The following is a 15,756-nucleotide window of genomic DNA, read 5'->3' on the forward strand; positions in this document are numbered from 1 at the left end:
AAGTTACGCCCCGCTTATTTTGCCTGAGTGCAGGGTCGTTCAGGAGTTTTCACCGCCTTCCGGTTCACCGATGCGCATAATTTCCCAGTCTAGCGAAACACCACTTGTTTCGTAAACCTTTTTTCGCACGTCTTCGCCCAGTCCTTCCAAATCCGATGCCGATGCGCCACCGGTATTGATCAGGAAATTGGCATGCTTCTCGCTCATCTGCGCGCCGCCGCGCCGCGCGCCCTTCATCCCGGCGTCCTGAATTAGCTTCCAGGCCTTCAGGTCATGCACATCATCCGCCCGCCCGGTTGACGAAAACCCCGCCGGATTGCGAAAGGTCGATCCGGCACTTCGGTCCTTGGTGGGTTGGGTTTCATCGCGTTTCTTCAACTGAGCTTCCATGCGGGCATGCAAGTCATCCGGATCCCCTTTCGGCCCCCGCATCTTCACCTCGACCAACACAGTTCCCGCGTCCAGATCGCTCTGACGATACCGAAAGTTCAACTCATCAGGGCCCAGCGTCACTAAGGCTCCGGACCGCGTTACTGCGCGCGCCGAGACAAGAACATCCGCCGTGTAACTGCCGTAGCAGCCCGCATTCATACGCACGGCACCGCCAATGCTGCCCGGGATTGTACGTAGAAACGTGAGATCAATCCCGGCATCCGCCGCCCGCCTGGCCACATGCGCATCCAGTGCGGCGGCCCCGGCAATCACTGTGTCGCCCTCGATTGTGATTTCGTTGAACCCACGGCCCAACCGGATCACCACGGCCCGAAGCCCGCCGTCCCGAACAATCAGGTTTGATCCCACGCCCATCGGAAACACCGGAATGTCGGCACTCAATTCCTTCAGGAAAGCGGCCAGATCCTCGATATCCGTCGGCTGCACAAAAGCATCAGCAGGCCCGCCAACCCGCAACCAAGTCAGTTCTGACAACAGCTTTCCCCGGCTCACGCGCCCGCGCAGATCAGGCAATTCGATCCTTTTCAAATCCACGCGCCCTTCCCTTTCTTCTCTTTCAAAATACTCCGGGGGACGTCGGCCCCGCCGACGGGGGGCAGCGCCCCCTTCCCGACCCGACGATCAGCTTTCTCCGCGCCCAATTCCGCGCACCCAGCGCGACAGATAGACCACGGGCCAGCGCAGCACACTCATGCCCGCCAACAACACCAGAAGCCCGATCCACGGACCGTTTTCATACGTCACGAACCCTAAAAGCGGTATCCCGACGGCGATCAAGGCATAGGCGCGTCTCCAATGGTTGTCCTTGGACGGCGTCATCGCCAGAAGGTTGGCCACAACAGCCCAAAGGCACGCAAGTGTCAGCGATAGTGTCATCTGCCCGACTCCTCAATTCCACGCCATTTCCGCCAGAAATATGCCAGCGGTTTGCGAAACATCGACACGAACGCTGCAGCCGCAGCCACTGAAACGATCCAGCCAAAATCGATCCCCAACCAGACGATCAACACTGGCGCGGCTGCCAACAGGACAGTGCCCGGCAGATACTGCCGCGGCATTGGCAACATTGCGACACCGGTGGCGGCCAGAACCCAACATGCGGCGAATATGACAGACGTGCTCATAACTGCCCCTGTATTGCGACGGCCAAAGCGCCGGCGGCCAGAAGAAAACCAACCACTGGCACGGCCATCGGCACCTTGAATGGCGCCTCGGGAGCGCGTCTTTTCTGAACAATCAGCGCAAGGTTCACCAGAACAAAAACCCCAAGCAAGATTGATGATGTCAACTCGGCCAAGATCGCGAACGGGATAAACAGGGCCGCCAGAATGACCACCGCCCCAATCAGCAACGTCGCCAGAACCGGCGTGCCGAACCGGGGGCTGGCATGGCGGAACACGACCAGAGCCGGCGTGCGTTTTCCCAAACCGAACAACACCCGACTGGCCATGACGATTTGCGCCAGAACGCCGTTCAATGCGGCAAACACCGCGATACCGGACAAGAAATCCGCCGATCCGCCCCGCGACGTCGACCAGACCAGCGCCAGCGGGCTTGAGCTTTGGGACAAAGCCTCCAGCGGTACGGCGCGTACCGTAGCCAGCGTGACAAGGGCATAGATGAATGATGTCACCACCAGCGAAATCAGAATGGCCCGGGGCAGCGTGTATTCCGGGCGCTCAACTTCTTCGGCCATATTGACGATGTCTTCGAACCCGATAAAGGCAAAGAAGGCCAGTACTGCGGCCAGTCCGACACCCGACCAGACCATCGGCTGCGGCGCGACCCAATCCGCGGATGGGGTCGCTGACATGCCGGCCCAGATCACCAGCCCCAGACCGGCCAGTTCGATGGCGGTAAAGACAGCGGCCACAGCAAGGCTTTCCAAAGCGCCAAACACTGCAATCGCCGTCAGCACACCACCCAGCCCGAGTATGGCGAGCACCGGATTGATGTCGATGGCCGAGGTCAGGTATCCGACACCGCCACGCAACACCGCTCCTGCCGAGATTGTGCCAGCGGCAACCACCGCCAACCCGACAAGAAGTGCCAGGGCCTGATTGTTCAGCCCGACACCAACATAGGCCGCTTCACCAGCGGCCTCCGGCAGACGGGTGGAAAATTCTGAATAGCTTAAAGCCGTCGGGGCTGCGATCAGCCCGGCCAGAACAAACGACAAAGGCGCCCAGATACCAGCTTGCGCCGCAACCGCGCCGACCAGCACATAGATGCCAGCCCCGACCATGACGCCAACGCCATAGGCCGTCAAAAGGCCCAGTCCGATCCGGCGCTTCAGAGGTTCAGCCATGCTTCACCTCTTCCGCCCTGTCCCTCGGCACAGCAAAACCCACCAGATCAGCTGGCCGGGTTTTGATGTCATTGAGGGGGTAAGCCGTCATTCAATCCTCACTTAGACAGGCGGTCTGGCAGACCGTTGGCCCAGGCGCTGATCGTTCCGGCGCCAAGGCAGACAACCATGTCGCCCGGCCCGGCCTGTTCGCGCACCAGACGCTCCAGATCATCCTCGCTAACAATGGCGCGCGCATGACGATGACCATGGCGGATCAGCCCGGCAACCAGATCGTCGCGGCCCGCACCTTCGATCGGGTCTTCGCCTGCGGCATAGACTTCGGCAATGGCGACCACATCGGCGTCATTGAAACAGCTGCAAAAATCTTCGAACAGGCTGGACAGACGCGAATACCGATGCGGCTGGTGCACGGCAATCACGCGACCTTCGGTCGCCTGACGCGCGGCTTTCAGAACGGCGGCGATTTCGACCGGATGATGCCCGTAGTCGTCGATGATCGTCACGCCGTTGACTTCGCCAACTTTGGTAAAGCGACGGTTCACACCTGCAAAGGCGGCCAGCGCCTCGCGGATCTCGGCGCCTTTCATGCCCAGATGCCGGGCAACGGCGACAGCACTCAGCGCGTTCGACACGTTATGGTCGCCCGGCATCGGCAGCGAACAGCCCTCGATGACCATGTCTTCGGCCTGGAGGTGGATATCAAAATGCGCCACGCCTGCCTTGTAGGTCAGGTTCACCGCCCGCACATCGGCCTGGGCATTGAATCCATAGGTCACCACCCGGCGATCCGAGATGCGGCCAACCAGTGCCTGCACTTCGGGGTGGTCGGTGCAGCATACGGCCAGTCCGTAGAACGGGATGTTCGACACAAATTCATGGAACCCATCCCGCAGCGTATCGAAATCGCCCCAGTGCTCCATATGTTCGGGGTCGATATTGGTAACGATGGCAATGGTCGCGGGCAGCCGGTTAAAGGTGCCGTCGGATTCATCTGCCTCGACCACCATCCATTCGCCCAGACCCACCCGCGCGTTGGATCCATATGCGTGGATTATCCCGCCATTGATCACGGTCGGGTCAAAGTGACCGGCATCCAGCAGCGTGGCGACCATTGTGGTGGTCGTCGTTTTGCCATGTGTGCCCGCAACGGCGATGTTCGATTTCAGCCGCATCAGTTCGGCCAGCATTTCAGCCCGGCGCACGACGGGAAGCCCACGCAGACGCGCCTCGTCCAGTTCCGGGTTGCCCGGTTTGATCGCGGACGAGATCACGACGACTTCGGCGTCGACCAGATTTTCGGCCTTTTGACCTTCGAATATCCGCGCGCCCAACCCGGCCAGACGGTCGGTGATTTTCGACCGTTTCAGATCCGATCCCTGCACGACATACCCATGGTTCAACAGCACTTCGGCAATTCCTGACATGCCAATGCCGCCGATGCCGACAAAATGAATGGCGCCGACGTCGCCGGGCAGTTTGGTGACAGGGGTCATTGGTTTTCCTTCGCGGCCAACTCTTCAACAAGGGCGACCAGACGTTCGGTTGCGTCCGGCGCGCCGACAGATAACGCTGCGATAGCCATTTGCAGCGCAGCGTCGGGATTACTCAGAATTGCGGTGATTTGTTCGGTCAAAGCAGGCACGTCAAGCGCGCTTTCAGGGATCAGCACAGCCGCGCCGGCATCGACAAGACCGCGCGCGTTGGCACTCTGATGATCACCAGCAGCTGCGGCATAGGGGATCAGGATCGACGGACGGCCAATCACACTGAGATCGGCAATCGACGACGCCCCTGCCCGACTGATGACCAGCTGAGCCTCGGACATCCGCTTGGGAACGTCGTGAAAGAACGGCTCAACCTCGGCTGATATTCCGTTCTCGGCATAGTATTTCGCGACCCGTTCGCCATCTTCGTCACGCGCCTGATGGCTGACGCGGATGTTGCGCAGCATGTCCATCGGCAAACCCGCCAACGCAGGCGGAACGACATCGGACAGGATCCGCGCGCCCTGACTGCCGCCCATAACCAGAACCGACATCGGATAGTCGCCGGGCGGGATGTAGCCAGCACCTGCGCGTTCCAACACAGCCGCACGCACCGGGTTGCCAACATGCAGCCCATCGGCGCCTTCGGGCAATTCGGTCGGCCAGACCCCGCAGGCCACATGGGCCACGCGAGTTGCAAATTTTTGATTCACCCGACCCAGAATGCCGTTCTGTTCGTGGATCATGCGTGGCAGCTTCAGCAACGTTGCGGCGGCCAGCGCAGGGATAGACGGATAGCCGCCAAATCCGACGACCACTGCCGGGCGGTCACGCCGCATCTGAACCATGGCGCTCAGCACACCGGCGGCAATCTTCGGCCCGACAGCTGCCTTGGCCAGCAAACCACCCCGGGCAAATGTTGCGCTGGGGACTTCGACAATTTCAGTCGTATGCGGAAACCCGCCGGTATAGCGTGCCCCGCGTGCGTCGGTTGACAGTTTCACCCGCCAGCCACGGTTCAGCATCGCTTCGGCCAGCGCCTGTGCCGGGAACATATGGCCACCGGTGCCTCCGGCGGCGATCATCAGAAGAGGTTGAGTCATACAGAGCCTATGGACATAGAATTGCGCGGATCATTCAAGGGGTCGACGCGGCCATACCGCGCCGACGGACAACAGTCCACTATCCTCGCCCACCTAACAGGTCTGCAATCTCGCCCTGGGGCCGTGTCCGGGTAAAGGCCAGCAGCATCCCCACGGCAATGCCACCGGCGATCAGGGACGATCCGCCATAGCTGACAAACGGCAGGGTCATGCCCTTGGCAGGCAGCAACCGGACAGCAACGCCCATGTTGATCATGGCCTGCACGCCGAACATGCAGGCAAGCCCGGTGCCCGCCAGCCGGATAAACGGATCGCGTTCACGCATCAGACGCAACAACGAGCGTACAACGATCGAAGTGTACAAAAGAATGACGATCAGGACCAGGATAAGCCCGTATTCCTCGGCCGCAACCGCGATGATAAAGTCGGTATGCGCATCCGGAAGCGACCATTTTACCTGGCCTTCACCGACACCGACACCGAACAGGCCACCTTCCTGGATGGCGTTGGTGGCATAACCCATCTGCGTGGTCGGATCGACATCCGGGTTCAGAAACCCGTCAATGCGGCGCGCAAAATGCTCTGAGCTGGAATAGGCAATCGTCCCACCCAGCACGACCAGGCCAGCCATGCCCAAAAGCAGAACCATCGGTGCACCGGCCACGAAATACATCACACCCCAGCCGAACAGGACCAGACAGGCCTGCCCGAAATCGGGCTGCATCACCAGCATGCCGACGATCAGCGTACACAGGATAAAGGACCATGTGGTGCCGGGCGGGCCGTGGATCTGCTGGCTTGCCGCCATCATCCAGGCCGCGACGACCACGAAGCCGGGCTTCAGGAACTCTGAGGGCTGCACACTGGCAAACCCCAGGCTGTACCAACGCACGGCGCCCTTGCCGAAATCGGTGCCCAAAAAAGGAAGCAAAGCCATCGCGATGAAGGCAAAAATGAAGCCCAGAACTGCCAAACGACGCACCAGTGTCGGCGACATCATTGACGTCAGCAGCATCGCAAGAATAGCCGCCCCGCCAAAAATCGCCTGCCGTTCAACATAGTGGAACGGTGCAAATCCGTTCCGGGATGCCAGCGGAGGAGAGGCCGCAAGACCCAAAAGTAATCCGATAGCGAACAGGATCAGGACGCAGGTCATCGACCATTTGTCCAGGGTTCGCCACCATTTCGGTAAAATAGGTTCGCCGGCCCGCTTTGGGACCGCGCCATACACCATCTCTGTCATGGTTTGCCGCCGTTACTGCCTCAGGTTCGCCCCGTTTTCGGGGTCTATTCGCCAACTCTACCCTGAAAACTGCGTTCAGACCAGCCTCTTCCTCTTGCCATTTGCGTCAATCCGGGCCACCCGGCGGTTATGCAATACGACACGATCATTCTTGGCGCTGGAGCAGCTGGCATGATGTGCGCGGCCCATACGGGCGGGCGCACGCTGGTGATCGACCATGCCAAGGCCCCGGGAGAGAAGATCCGGATCTCGGGCGGGGGGCGATGCAACTTTACCAATTTGTATGCCGAACCGGCAAACTACCTGTCCCAAAACCCGCATTTCTGCAAATCTGCCATGGCGCGGTACACGCAATGGGATTTCATTGATCTGATCGGTCGCCATGGCATCGCCTGGCATGAAAAAACACTCGGGCAGCTGTTTTGCGACGGCTCGGCACGCCAGATTGTGTCCATGCTGATCGAGGAGCTGCAAAAAGCCGGCGCCGATCTGTGGCTGAATACATCACTCAGCGGATTGCGACATGCCGATGGCCAGTTTCATCTGGAGTTGGACCGCGAGGGGCAACGGGTGTCGTTGGCCTGCGCCAATCTGGTTCTGGCGTCAGGTGGAAAGTCCATTCCCAAGATGGGGGCAACCGGGCTGGCCTATGATATCGCGCGCCAATTCGGACTGCGGCTGACCGAGACCCGGCCCGCACTGGTACCTTTCACGTTTTCTGACGAACGGTTCAAACCGATGGCAGGTGTGTCCCTGCCCGCGCGGTTGTCAAACGACCGGGCCAGTTTCGATGAAGCGTTGCTGTTCACGCATCGCGGTCTTTCCGGTCCGGCTGTGTTGCAGATGTCATCTTACTGGCGCGAAGGTGAGGAGATCCGGGTGAACCTGGTTCCGGACATTTCCCTGTTCGAACTATTGCGCGACCAGAGACAAACATCGGGCGCAAAAGCGCTGACCACCGAACTGGCCCGCCATCTGCCAAGCCGCCTGGTCGACCATCTGGCACCTGAGCTGGGGATCACCGGCAACCTGGCCGATCAATCCGACACGGCATTGCGTCAGATCACGGACCGCCTTTCGGACTGGTCGCTGACCCCCTCGGGGACAGAAGGCTATCGCACCGCCGAAGTCACACTGGGCGGGATCGACACGGACGGGTTGTCGTCAAAAACCATGGAGGCTGCGTCTTTCCCCGGGCTTTTTGCGATCGGCGAAGCCGTGGATGTGACGGGGTGGCTGGGCGGGTACAATTTCCAATGGGCCTGGGCCTCGGGGCATGCAGCGGGACAGGCGATTGCACAGCGGGTCTGACCCCGCTTGAAATCTGTCTAAGCCTGGGACGGGCGTGGCCGGGGGCGCTGCCCCCTTTTGGCCTGTCAGGCCAATTCACCCCCGGGGTATTGGAGACAAGAAAGAAGCGATTTGATCCAAAGGAGCCGTTGCAGATCAGTTTTCCAAACAGGCACGAACCTGCGCGGCAAAATCCTCTCCGCGTTTTTCGAAACTGTCATATTGGTCAAAGCTGGCGGCGGCCGGGGCCAGAAGAACGGTATCACCCGGTTCGGCGTCTTCCAAGGCGCGCGCGACAGCGTTGGCCATCGACGTGCAAACCTCGGAATCGACATCCAGTTGCATTGCGAAATTGGCCGCTTCTCGTCCGATCACATAGGCTTTGGCGACGGCCCCGGTCTGTCCCGAAAGCGCCTGCAAGCCGCCTTCTTTTTCCAATCCTCCGCAGATCCAGCGGATCCGCTTGAAGGCAGACAGCGCTTTGAGCGCGCTGTCGACATTGGTTGCCTTGCTGTCGTTGACAACCACAACGCCGTTCGTCTCGGCGATGACCTGACTGCGATGCGGCAGGCCGGGGTAAGAGTGCATCGCGGCTTCGATCACCTTTGGTGCCAGACCCAGCGCGCGGCAGGCGGCGTAGGCCGCGCAGGCGTTCTGATGGTTATGCGCCCCCGGCAGGCTTTTGATCGCGCGCAGGTCAATCGACGCTGCCTGGCGGCCTTTGCGGTATTCCGACAGGAACCCCTTGCGCGCAAACACCTGCCAGCCAGGACCGGTCAGTTTGCGGGTGACCGAGACCCGGATAACCCGGTCATCTTCGGGGGCTTCGGCCAACTGTCCGGCCAGAAACTGACCCTCATCTTCGTCGACGCCGATGATGGCCCGATCTGGTCCGCCTTCGGCAAACAACCTGCGTTTGGCGGCGAAATACCCACCAAACCCTGCATGTCGATCCAGATGATCGGGTGACAGATTGGTAAACACCGCCACATCCGGGGTCAGCGCGCGCGCCAGATCGGTCTGATAGCTGGACAGTTCCAGTACAACAACGTCGCCATTCACCGCCGGATCAAGATCAAGCACACCCCGCCCGATATTACCGGCCAATTGCGCCGGACGCCCGGCCTCGGTCAGGATATGATGAATGAGGGCCGAGGTCGTCGACTTTCCGTTCGACCCGGTCACGGCAATCACACGCGGCAGCGTATCAAACTTGTCCCAGGCAGAGGTCGCAAAGGATCGGAAGAACAGCCCGATATCATTGTCAACCGGCACCCCCGCTTCCAAGGCCGCCGACACGACCGGATTTGGTGTCGGATAAAGATGCGGGATCCCGGGCGAAACGATCAGCGATGCGATCCCGTCAAATGCGCCGGGCAGTTTCAGGTCGCGACAGATGAAGCCCTCGGCCTCGGCTTTTGCCCGCGCGGCTGCGTTGTCATCCCAGCAAATCGCATCAGCCCCGCCTGCGCGCAACGCCCTTGCCGCAGCAAGCCCGGAGCGCCCCAGCCCCAGCACAGCCACGTGACACTCCTGAAAACCGCGAACTGGTATCATTCTGCTTATCCATCCCACTTGCAACAGGCGTCACCCTGTACCGTGGCCGCCGCCAAATGCAAGGGACGCCCGCGTGATCAGTCTCCTGACACGGCCCGGGTTTTCAGCTCACCACTGATCTCGACGACCCGGTGCGGGTAAGGGATTTCGATGCTGTTTTCCTTCAGGGCGTTCCAGATCAGGAACAGCATCTGAGAAGTATACTTGTAGCGTCCGTCATCGATCCCGTTCACCCAGAATTCGACCGCGAAATCCACACCACTGTCGCCGAACCCGCGCAGTTCGCAATCGGGTGGATAAGGCGCGGTCAAAACGTCTGGATGGGCGGCCACCGCCGCTTCGACGATTGCCGGGACCGTGTTGATATCGGTGTCATAGCTGACCGAAAAAGGGGCTTCATACCGGTTGGCGCTGCCGCTGTCGGAATAATTCACCACCCGCGTGGTGATAAAATCCTCGTTTGGAACGACAATCCAGCGCCCGTCAAAGGTCTCAAGAATGGCAGCCCGCGCCGTCATCTTCACAATTGTGCCGGCCTCGCCTCCGTCAAGTTCGACATAGTCGCCAACGGTCGCCTGCCCCTCGATCAACAGGATCACACCAGAGATGAAGTTGGACGCGATCTTTTGCAAGCCAAACCCCAGGCCGACGCCGATCGCACCACCCAACACCGCCAGAGTGCTCAGATTGATGCCCATGATGTTCATCAGCAACAAGAACGCGGCGCCAAAGATCATGAACTCGACCGCCTTGGTCGACAATTCGCGCAAGGATGGCCGCAACTCTTCCTGTTTCTGGATAAAATCAGCCGTTTGCCGGTTGGACCAGGACCCAAGCCAGAACAGGATCGACCCGGCGATGAGGCCGCGAATGATTGCCATGGCCGAGAATTCGATATTGCCAAGGCCGATCCGCAATTCGGTCAACTGAACCTGAACGACATCGAGCAATCCCAAAGCGTAAAGCGCCATAACCGGGATCAGAACGTATTTGCCAAGCAGCTTCAGGAACGAATCCTGAATAATCTCGTTCACAAGGATCCGAGCGGCGATGAACAAGAACACCCGCTTGCCAAAAGCGATGACAGCGCCAGATCCGAACATCGACAGAGTAACCTGCTCGCCGATCGCTGTGAACGCATAGGCCAACACCGGCAACAACAATGGCACGAAAGTCAAAACAAACCGCAGAACCGGGGAGAAGATCGAGGATGAGTCCGGCGCGGGTGTCAGCAAAGCCTCAATTTTCGGGCGCGCTTTTCGGCTGACCAGCACGGCGGCCACATAAGCTACGATCAGCAACCCGAACTGGGACCATGCTGCCGGGCTCAGCAACCAGGCCGAGGCAACCTGCCACCCGATCATGCCATATTCAACGACCTGCTGCCCGATATCCGGCAAGTCAGTGGCCCAGTCCGGCAAGGGCGGCGTGTCGGCAATCATCTCTGCAACTGTCGGTTCCTGTTGTTCCGGTTCCATGCGTACTCCGCCAAACTGTTCTTGCACTCAAGCCTGTTGCTTAGACAGGACCGGGCACAGGGATCAAGCGGCAATCGTGCCGCCCAAACGTATCACTATGCAAACAGCGCGTCCTGGAACCGAATATGAAGAGATGCCAGACGAGACAGGCACATCCGCGCGCGGCCTTGCCGCGCGCCTGGCCCAACAGGTGGCAGACGGGTGACAGCCCGCCGAACCTGGCGGGAGCCTTTGTGAACGACATTGTAGAAAATCTAGCGCGTGGGATGCTCAGACCGACCTGGTTCGTCGCTTCCGCATCCACCAGAACACTGCGGCCACGCCCAAGAAGATCCCGAAACAGGCCAGAAGGTGCCAATGCAGCCGCAAGTGTCCAAACATGGCCGTCACCGCCGATCCTGCCGCATACCCCAATCCAACGACAAGGTGCGCCCAGATCAAGACCCCGACAAGGTCCAAAGCCGCAAATCGCGCCCATCGGATGCCCGTGGTTCCCATGGTCAGGGCGCCCACGGTTTTCAAACCGTACAGGAACCGGAATCCGACAACCGCGAACGTCATGTTTCGATCCAGCAAACGATAGAACCGCTGAGCGGTTTCGCGGCCAAGGTTGCGCTGCACGAACGCGTTCTCTTTTGCTCGGCGTCCGATCAGGAAAATCGCATTGTCGACAAACGCGGCACCAAGCGAGATCGCCAGTGCGGCAGCCTCGAAAGAATAGACTTTCTTGTGCGCCAGCACGCCGCCCAGAAACGCAACGGCTTCGCCTTCCAGGGCAGCGCCCAGTGTCAGGCCCGGAAGGCCCAGTGTCTGGATCAGACTCTCCAGTGACACTGGACGGTCCTCCTCATCTGACCTTCAGGGTCGCAAGACCAATCATCGCCAGGATCAGTGAAATGATCCAGAAGCGGATCACAATGGTGGGCTCTGCCCAGCCCTTCTTCTCATAGTGGTGATGGATCGGGGCCATCAGAAACACCCGCTTTCCGGTGCGTTTGAAATACAGAACCTGAATGATAACTGACAACGCTTCGACAACAAACAGGCCGCCAACAATCGCAAGCACCAGCTCGTGCTTGGTCGCAACAGCGATGGCACCCAAAGCGCCGCCAAGCGCCAGTGACCCGGTATCGCCCATAAAGACCGCTGCGGGCGGGGCGTTGTACCACAAGAACCCCAATCCGCCGCCGAACAAAGCCGCCGTAAAGATCAAGATCTCGCCGGTGCCTGGTACATAGTGAACGTCGAGATATTCGGTAAAGTCGACCCGACCAACCGCATAGGCGATAACCCCAAGGGTCGATGCCGCGATCATCACAGGCATGATTGCCAGCCCGTCCAATCCGTCCGTCAGGTTCACGGCGTTGGCTGCACCGACGATCACACAGACTGAAAACGGGACGTAAAAGACGCCAAGATTGACCAATGTGTCCTTGAAGATCGGCATTGCCAGCTGGTTCTGCAGCGCCTCGGGATGATAGGCCGCCGCCCAGACGGCTGCAATCACGGCGATCAAGATGCCCAGGCCCAACCGCAGCTTACCCGGCACACCTTTAGTGTTCTGTTTCGACACTTTTGCATAATCGTCCAGAAAACCGATCAACGCAAAAGACAACGTCACAAACAACACCAGCCATACAAACGGATTATCAAGGCGTGCCCACAACAAGGTCGCCGTCACCAATGCCCCAACGATCAGCAATCCACCCATCGTCGGCGTGCCCGCTTTGGAAAAATGCCCTTCGGGGCCGTCATCGCGGATCGGCTGGCCCTTGCCCTGCTTTTTGCGCAACACGTTGATCAACGGGCGACCGAATATGAACCCGAACAAAAGCGCGGTCAGAAACGCTCCGCCTGCGCGGAAGGTAATATACCGGAAAAGGTTAAAGAAATCCCCGCCATCGGACAAGGCAGTCAACCAATAGAGCATTTCAGTGGCTCCTACTCATCATCTTGTGGCGGTCACGTCGGGCCGACTTGGCCCATTTTGCGGATGGCGTCAACGATCAAGGCCAATTTCATGCTCAGTGAGCCCTTTGCCAGCACAACATCGCCGACGCTCAACAGATCCGGAATCTGAGCCGCCAGTTCGGCACTGCTGTCTGCCCACACCCCACGTTTTTCATCCGGCAAACTCAGGTGAAGCGCCTGCATCAGCGGTCCGATGCAGTGCACCACATCGATATGTTCAAGCGCGGGAAGCCGCGCGATACCCGCATGTAAAGCTTCAGCTTGTGGGCCCAACTCTTTCATATCGCCCAAAAAAGCGATCCTGCGACCAGCAGGCGCCGCAGTCACGGACAGAACATCCAAAGCCGACGCCATGGAGGCCGGATTGGCATTATAGGAATCGTCCAGAAGGGTGATGTCTCCGCCCGGTACCACAATCGTTTCGAGCGCCCCCCGACCCTGATACGGCGTCCAGTTCGCAAGGCTATCCACAGCCTTCGGTCGATCCGCGCCAAGTGCAGTGACCGCAGCCAAAGCGCCAAGCCCGTTCATCGCGAAATGTCGTCCTGCGCTTTGGATGCAATAATTCAGGGCATCGGTGCCACTCGTTGCTTCAACCTGAATTGATCCTGCTTCAACTGAGATCTTCAATAGTTTGTAATCGTTTGATTTTTGCCCGAACCCTATGACAGATCCGCTTAGCGGTTCGGCGATGTCCGCCATCAGCTTGAACTCATCCAGATCGGCGTTCAGAATGGCGGTTCCGCCGGGTTCCAGCCCCTCGCAGATCGAAACTTTTTCGCGCGCGATTCCTTCGACGTTCTCGAAAGCCTCAAGATGGGCTGGCGCGACGATGGTAACCAAAGCAACATGCGGACGCGCCATGCGGGCCAGCGGAGCGATCTCTCCCGGGTGGTTCATACCGATCTCGATCACTGCATACTCAGTGTCACGCGGCATGCGCGCCAGGGTCAACGGCACCCCCCAATGGTTGTTGTAACTGGCTATGCTGGCATGGGTCCGGCCCTGATCACCCAGCATCCGTGCCAGCATTTCCTTGGTCGAGGTCTTTCCGACACTGCCGGTCACGGCAACGACACGGGCATCGGTGCGGGCCCGCGCGGCGCGCCCCAAAGCCTCCAAACCGGCTTGGACACCGTCGACGATCAACAACGGCGCATCCTGAGGCACACCTTTGGGCACGTGGCTGACCAACGCCGCGCCCGCGCCCTTGTCCAAAGCTTGTGCAACAAACTCATGGCCATCGCGGGCAGCCGTCAACGCAACAAACAGATCACCCGCCTGCAATGTCCGCGTATCGATGGAAACACCGGTTACGTTCCAATCTCCGCGCGCCTCACCGCCCGTGGCGGCAGCGGCTTCGGCTGCTGTCCAAAGTGTCATGCCAACCTCCCGTCAAGGGCGGCGACAGCAACGCTGGCTTGTTCGGTATCGTCAAACGGTAGAACATCGTCGCCGACGATCTGTCCGGTCTCATGTCCCTTGCCCGCGATCAGCAATGCATCCCCGGGGCCAAGCGCATCGACGCCGCGCAGGATCGCCTCGGCCCGGTCACCGACCTCCATCGCCTCGGGGGCGCCTTGCAGAACCGCAGCGCGGATCGCAGCCGGGTCTTCGCTGCGGGGGTTGTCATCGGTCACGATGACGATATCTGCGTTTTCCACTGCGGCCTGCCCCATCAACGGACGTTTCCCGGCGTCGCGATCCCCCCCGGCGCCGACAATGGCGATCAACCGCCCCATGACGTGCGGGCGCAGCGCCTTGCAGGCGGTCGCAACCGCATCCGGCGTATGGGCATAGTCCACAAAAACCGTGGCACCGTTGGCCCGCGTTGCAGCCAACTGCATCCGGCCCCGCACCGTGGTCAGGTTCGGCAGAGTTCGAAACACGTCCTCGGGGTTTTCGCCGCTGGCAATCGCCAGGCCGCAGGCCAATAGTACGTTTTCGGCCTGAAACCCCCCAATCAGGTCAAGCCGTGTCTGATAGGCCTGTCCCTCAAAGGAGAACCGCAAATCCTGCCCCGTCGCGTCAAAGCGTTGGGTCAACATGTTCAGATCACCCACCCCATGGCCGACCGTCAGAACCGTTTGCCCCCGCGCCGCAGCAATCGCGCGCATCTCGGCCCCACGTGGATCATCGATATTGATGACAGCCGTGCCGTCCTCGGGCAGGACGCGGCGAAACAGACCGGCTTTCGCGGAAAAGTAGGCCTCGAAACTATCGTGGTAGTCCAGATGATCTTGCGTGAAATTGGTAAACGCTGCCGCCTTCAGAACCACACCATCCAGCCGCCGTTGTTCAAGCCCGTGGCTGGACGCTTCCATCGCGGCGTGTGTAATCCCTGCGGCGGCAGCCGCCGCGAGTGTTCGGTGCAGTGTGATCGGCTCGGGCGTCGTGTGTTTCAGCGGGGCTGACCACGCACCTTCGACACCGGTTGTGCCGAGGTTGATCGCGCGATGCCCTAATTCCATCCAGATCTGCCGGGTAAAGGTCGAAACCGAGGTTTTGCCATTCGTCCCTGTCACCGCGACCATGACCGGCGGCTGTGCCCCGAACCAAAGCGCGGCGGTATAGGCCAGGGCCTGTCGCGGATCTTCCGCAATGACGACCGCTACATCAGATGCGGCAAGTTCCTGCGCCGCGATTTCTGCGCCCTCGGCATCTGTCAGAATCGCGGCTGCGCCCATGCGCAAGGCAAACTGAATGAACTCACCACCATGAACCCGCGTCCCCGGCATCGCGGCAAACAAAAATCCGTCTTTCACGTCGCGGCTGTCAACAGCAATACCGGTAATTTCAGGGTCTCGTCCGCTTAGTGCGGTCAGGGCCAGTTCGCTGAGTGCCCGTGCCTGTTCGCCCATGTGCC

General features: G+C 59.9%; 14 protein-coding genes. 1 reads left to right on the forward strand and 13 read right to left on the reverse strand.

Annotation, left to right across the window (positions count from 1 at the left end):
* Positions 1 to 39 precede the first annotated feature (39 nt).
* The 7 genes from murB to ftsW all read right to left on the reverse strand — a co-directional run bounded on the left by murB (position 40) and on the right by ftsW (position 6,594).
* On the reverse strand, positions 40 to 987 hold the full coding sequence (murB, locus tag FOY56_RS00865; RefSeq protein ID WP_425468344.1) for a UDP-N-acetylmuramate dehydrogenase: 948 nt from the start codon (positions 985 to 987) through the stop codon (positions 40 to 42).
* An 87-nt stretch (positions 988 to 1,074) separates the two neighbouring features.
* Positions 1,075 to 1,329, reverse strand: coding sequence for a DUF2484 family protein (locus tag FOY56_RS00870; RefSeq protein WP_146343894.1), 255 nt, complete (start codon positions 1,327 to 1,329; stop codon positions 1,075 to 1,077).
* Positions 1,326 to 1,577: a DUF2484 family protein gene (locus FOY56_RS00875; protein WP_146343895.1), complete on the reverse strand. Its 252-nt coding sequence runs from the start codon at positions 1,575 to 1,577 to the stop codon at positions 1,326 to 1,328. The genes FOY56_RS00870 and FOY56_RS00875 overlap by 4 nt, the downstream gene beginning before the upstream one ends.
* Positions 1,574 to 2,761 carry an APC family permease gene (locus FOY56_RS00880; protein ID WP_146343896.1) on the reverse strand — a complete coding sequence of 396 codons (1,188 nt, stop codon included), beginning with the start codon at positions 2,759 to 2,761 and terminating at the stop codon, positions 1,574 to 1,576. Before FOY56_RS00880 ends, FOY56_RS00875 begins: the two co-directional genes overlap by 4 nt.
* 98 nt (positions 2,762 to 2,859) lie before the next feature.
* On the reverse strand, positions 2,860 to 4,257 hold the full coding sequence (gene murC, locus FOY56_RS00885) for a UDP-N-acetylmuramate--L-alanine ligase (protein WP_146343898.1): 1,398 nt from the start codon (positions 4,255 to 4,257) through the stop codon (positions 2,860 to 2,862).
* Complete coding sequence (locus tag FOY56_RS00890) at positions 4,254 to 5,351, reverse strand: UDP-N-acetylglucosamine--N-acetylmuramyl-(pentapeptide) pyrophosphoryl-undecaprenol N-acetylglucosamine transferase (RefSeq protein ID WP_146343900.1); 1,098 nt, start codon at positions 5,349 to 5,351, stop codon at positions 4,254 to 4,256. The genes murC and FOY56_RS00890 overlap by 4 nt, the downstream gene beginning before the upstream one ends.
* 79 nt (positions 5,352 to 5,430) lie before the next feature.
* Positions 5,431 to 6,594, reverse strand: coding sequence for a putative lipid II flippase FtsW (ftsW, locus tag FOY56_RS00895; protein WP_146343901.1), 1,164 nt, complete (start codon positions 6,592 to 6,594; stop codon positions 5,431 to 5,433).
* 129 nt (positions 6,595 to 6,723) lie between these two features.
* Here ftsW and FOY56_RS00900 point away from each other — a divergent pair, with 129 nt between their 5' ends.
* Positions 6,724 to 7,905 (forward strand): BaiN/RdsA family NAD(P)/FAD-dependent oxidoreductase, encoded by a 1,182-nt coding sequence (locus FOY56_RS00900; RefSeq protein WP_146343902.1) that lies wholly within the window; start codon positions 6,724 to 6,726, stop codon positions 7,903 to 7,905.
* A gap of 135 nt (positions 7,906 to 8,040) precedes the next feature.
* Here FOY56_RS00900 and murD read toward each other — a convergent pair whose 3' ends face one another.
* The 6 genes from murD to FOY56_RS00930 all read right to left on the reverse strand — a co-directional run bounded on the left by murD (position 8,041) and on the right by FOY56_RS00930 (position 15,751).
* Complete coding sequence (gene murD / locus FOY56_RS00905) at positions 8,041 to 9,441, reverse strand: UDP-N-acetylmuramoyl-L-alanine--D-glutamate ligase (protein WP_146343903.1); 1,401 nt, start codon at positions 9,439 to 9,441, stop codon at positions 8,041 to 8,043.
* Positions 9,442 to 9,518: 77 nt separating this feature from the next.
* A complete protein-coding gene (locus tag FOY56_RS00910; RefSeq protein WP_246139405.1) occupies positions 9,519 to 10,805 on the reverse strand; it encodes a mechanosensitive ion channel family protein in 1,287 nt (428 codons plus the stop codon).
* A 384-nt stretch (positions 10,806 to 11,189) separates the two neighbouring features.
* Entirely contained in the window at positions 11,190 to 11,753 is a 564-nt protein-coding gene (locus FOY56_RS00915; protein ID WP_146343904.1) for a DedA family protein, read from the reverse strand.
* Between the two features lie 13 nt (positions 11,754 to 11,766).
* Complete coding sequence (mraY, locus tag FOY56_RS00920) at positions 11,767 to 12,849, reverse strand: phospho-N-acetylmuramoyl-pentapeptide-transferase (RefSeq protein ID WP_146343905.1); 1,083 nt, start codon at positions 12,847 to 12,849, stop codon at positions 11,767 to 11,769.
* A 32-nt stretch (positions 12,850 to 12,881) separates the two neighbouring features.
* The gene (locus tag FOY56_RS00925) at positions 12,882 to 14,273 is read right to left on the reverse strand and encodes a UDP-N-acetylmuramoyl-tripeptide--D-alanyl-D-alanine ligase (RefSeq protein ID WP_146343906.1); all 1,392 of its coding nucleotides are present in this window, start codon (positions 14,271 to 14,273) and stop codon (positions 12,882 to 12,884) included.
* Positions 14,270 to 15,751 carry a UDP-N-acetylmuramoyl-L-alanyl-D-glutamate--2,6-diaminopimelate ligase gene (locus FOY56_RS00930; RefSeq protein WP_146343907.1) on the reverse strand — a complete coding sequence of 494 codons (1,482 nt, stop codon included), beginning with the start codon at positions 15,749 to 15,751 and terminating at the stop codon, positions 14,270 to 14,272. The genes FOY56_RS00925 and FOY56_RS00930 overlap by 4 nt, the downstream gene beginning before the upstream one ends.
* Positions 15,752 to 15,756: the final 5 nt, after the last annotated feature.

Origin of the sequence: Falsiphaeobacter marinintestinus, from assembly GCF_007923355.1 — a bacterium.
Taxonomy (GTDB): Bacteria; Pseudomonadota; Alphaproteobacteria; order Rhodobacterales; family Rhodobacteraceae; genus Phaeobacter_A; species Phaeobacter_A marinintestinus.

Bases quoted from the DNA above. Each gene is read 5' to 3' on its own strand.
- FOY56_RS00925 (WP_146343906.1), bottom strand. From the start codon at position 14,273: ATGACACTTTGGACAGCAGCCGAAGCCGCTGCCGCCACGGGCGGTGAG.
- FOY56_RS00890 (WP_146343900.1), bottom strand. From the start codon at position 5,351: ATGACTCAACCTCTTCTGATGATCGCCGCCGGAGGCACCGGTGGCCAT.
- FOY56_RS00910 (WP_246139405.1), bottom strand. From the start codon at position 10,805: ATGATCGGGTGGCAGGTTGCCTCGGCCTGGTTGCTGAGCCCGGCAGCA.
- FOY56_RS00930 (WP_146343907.1), bottom strand. From the start codon at position 15,751: ATGGGCGAACAGGCACGGGCACTCAGCGAACTGGCCCTGACCGCACTA.
- ftsW (WP_146343901.1), bottom strand. From the start codon at position 6,594: ATGACAGAGATGGTGTATGGCGCGGTCCCAAAGCGGGCCGGCGAACCT.
- FOY56_RS00880 (WP_146343896.1), bottom strand. From the start codon at position 2,761: ATGGCTGAACCTCTGAAGCGCCGGATCGGACTGGGCCTTTTGACGGCC.
- FOY56_RS00875 (WP_146343895.1), bottom strand. From the start codon at position 1,577: ATGAGCACGTCTGTCATATTCGCCGCATGTTGGGTTCTGGCCGCCACC.
- FOY56_RS00870 (WP_146343894.1), bottom strand. From the start codon at position 1,329: ATGACACTATCGCTGACACTTGCGTGCCTTTGGGCTGTTGTGGCCAAC.
- mraY (WP_146343905.1), bottom strand. From the start codon at position 12,849: ATGCTCTATTGGTTGACTGCCTTGTCCGATGGCGGGGATTTCTTTAAC.
- murD (WP_146343903.1), bottom strand. From the start codon at position 9,441: ATGATACCAGTTCGCGGTTTTCAGGAGTGTCACGTGGCTGTGCTGGGG.
- murC (WP_146343898.1), bottom strand. From the start codon at position 4,257: ATGACCCCTGTCACCAAACTGCCCGGCGACGTCGGCGCCATTCATTTT.
- FOY56_RS00900 (WP_146343902.1), top strand. From the start codon at position 6,724: ATGCAATACGACACGATCATTCTTGGCGCTGGAGCAGCTGGCATGATG.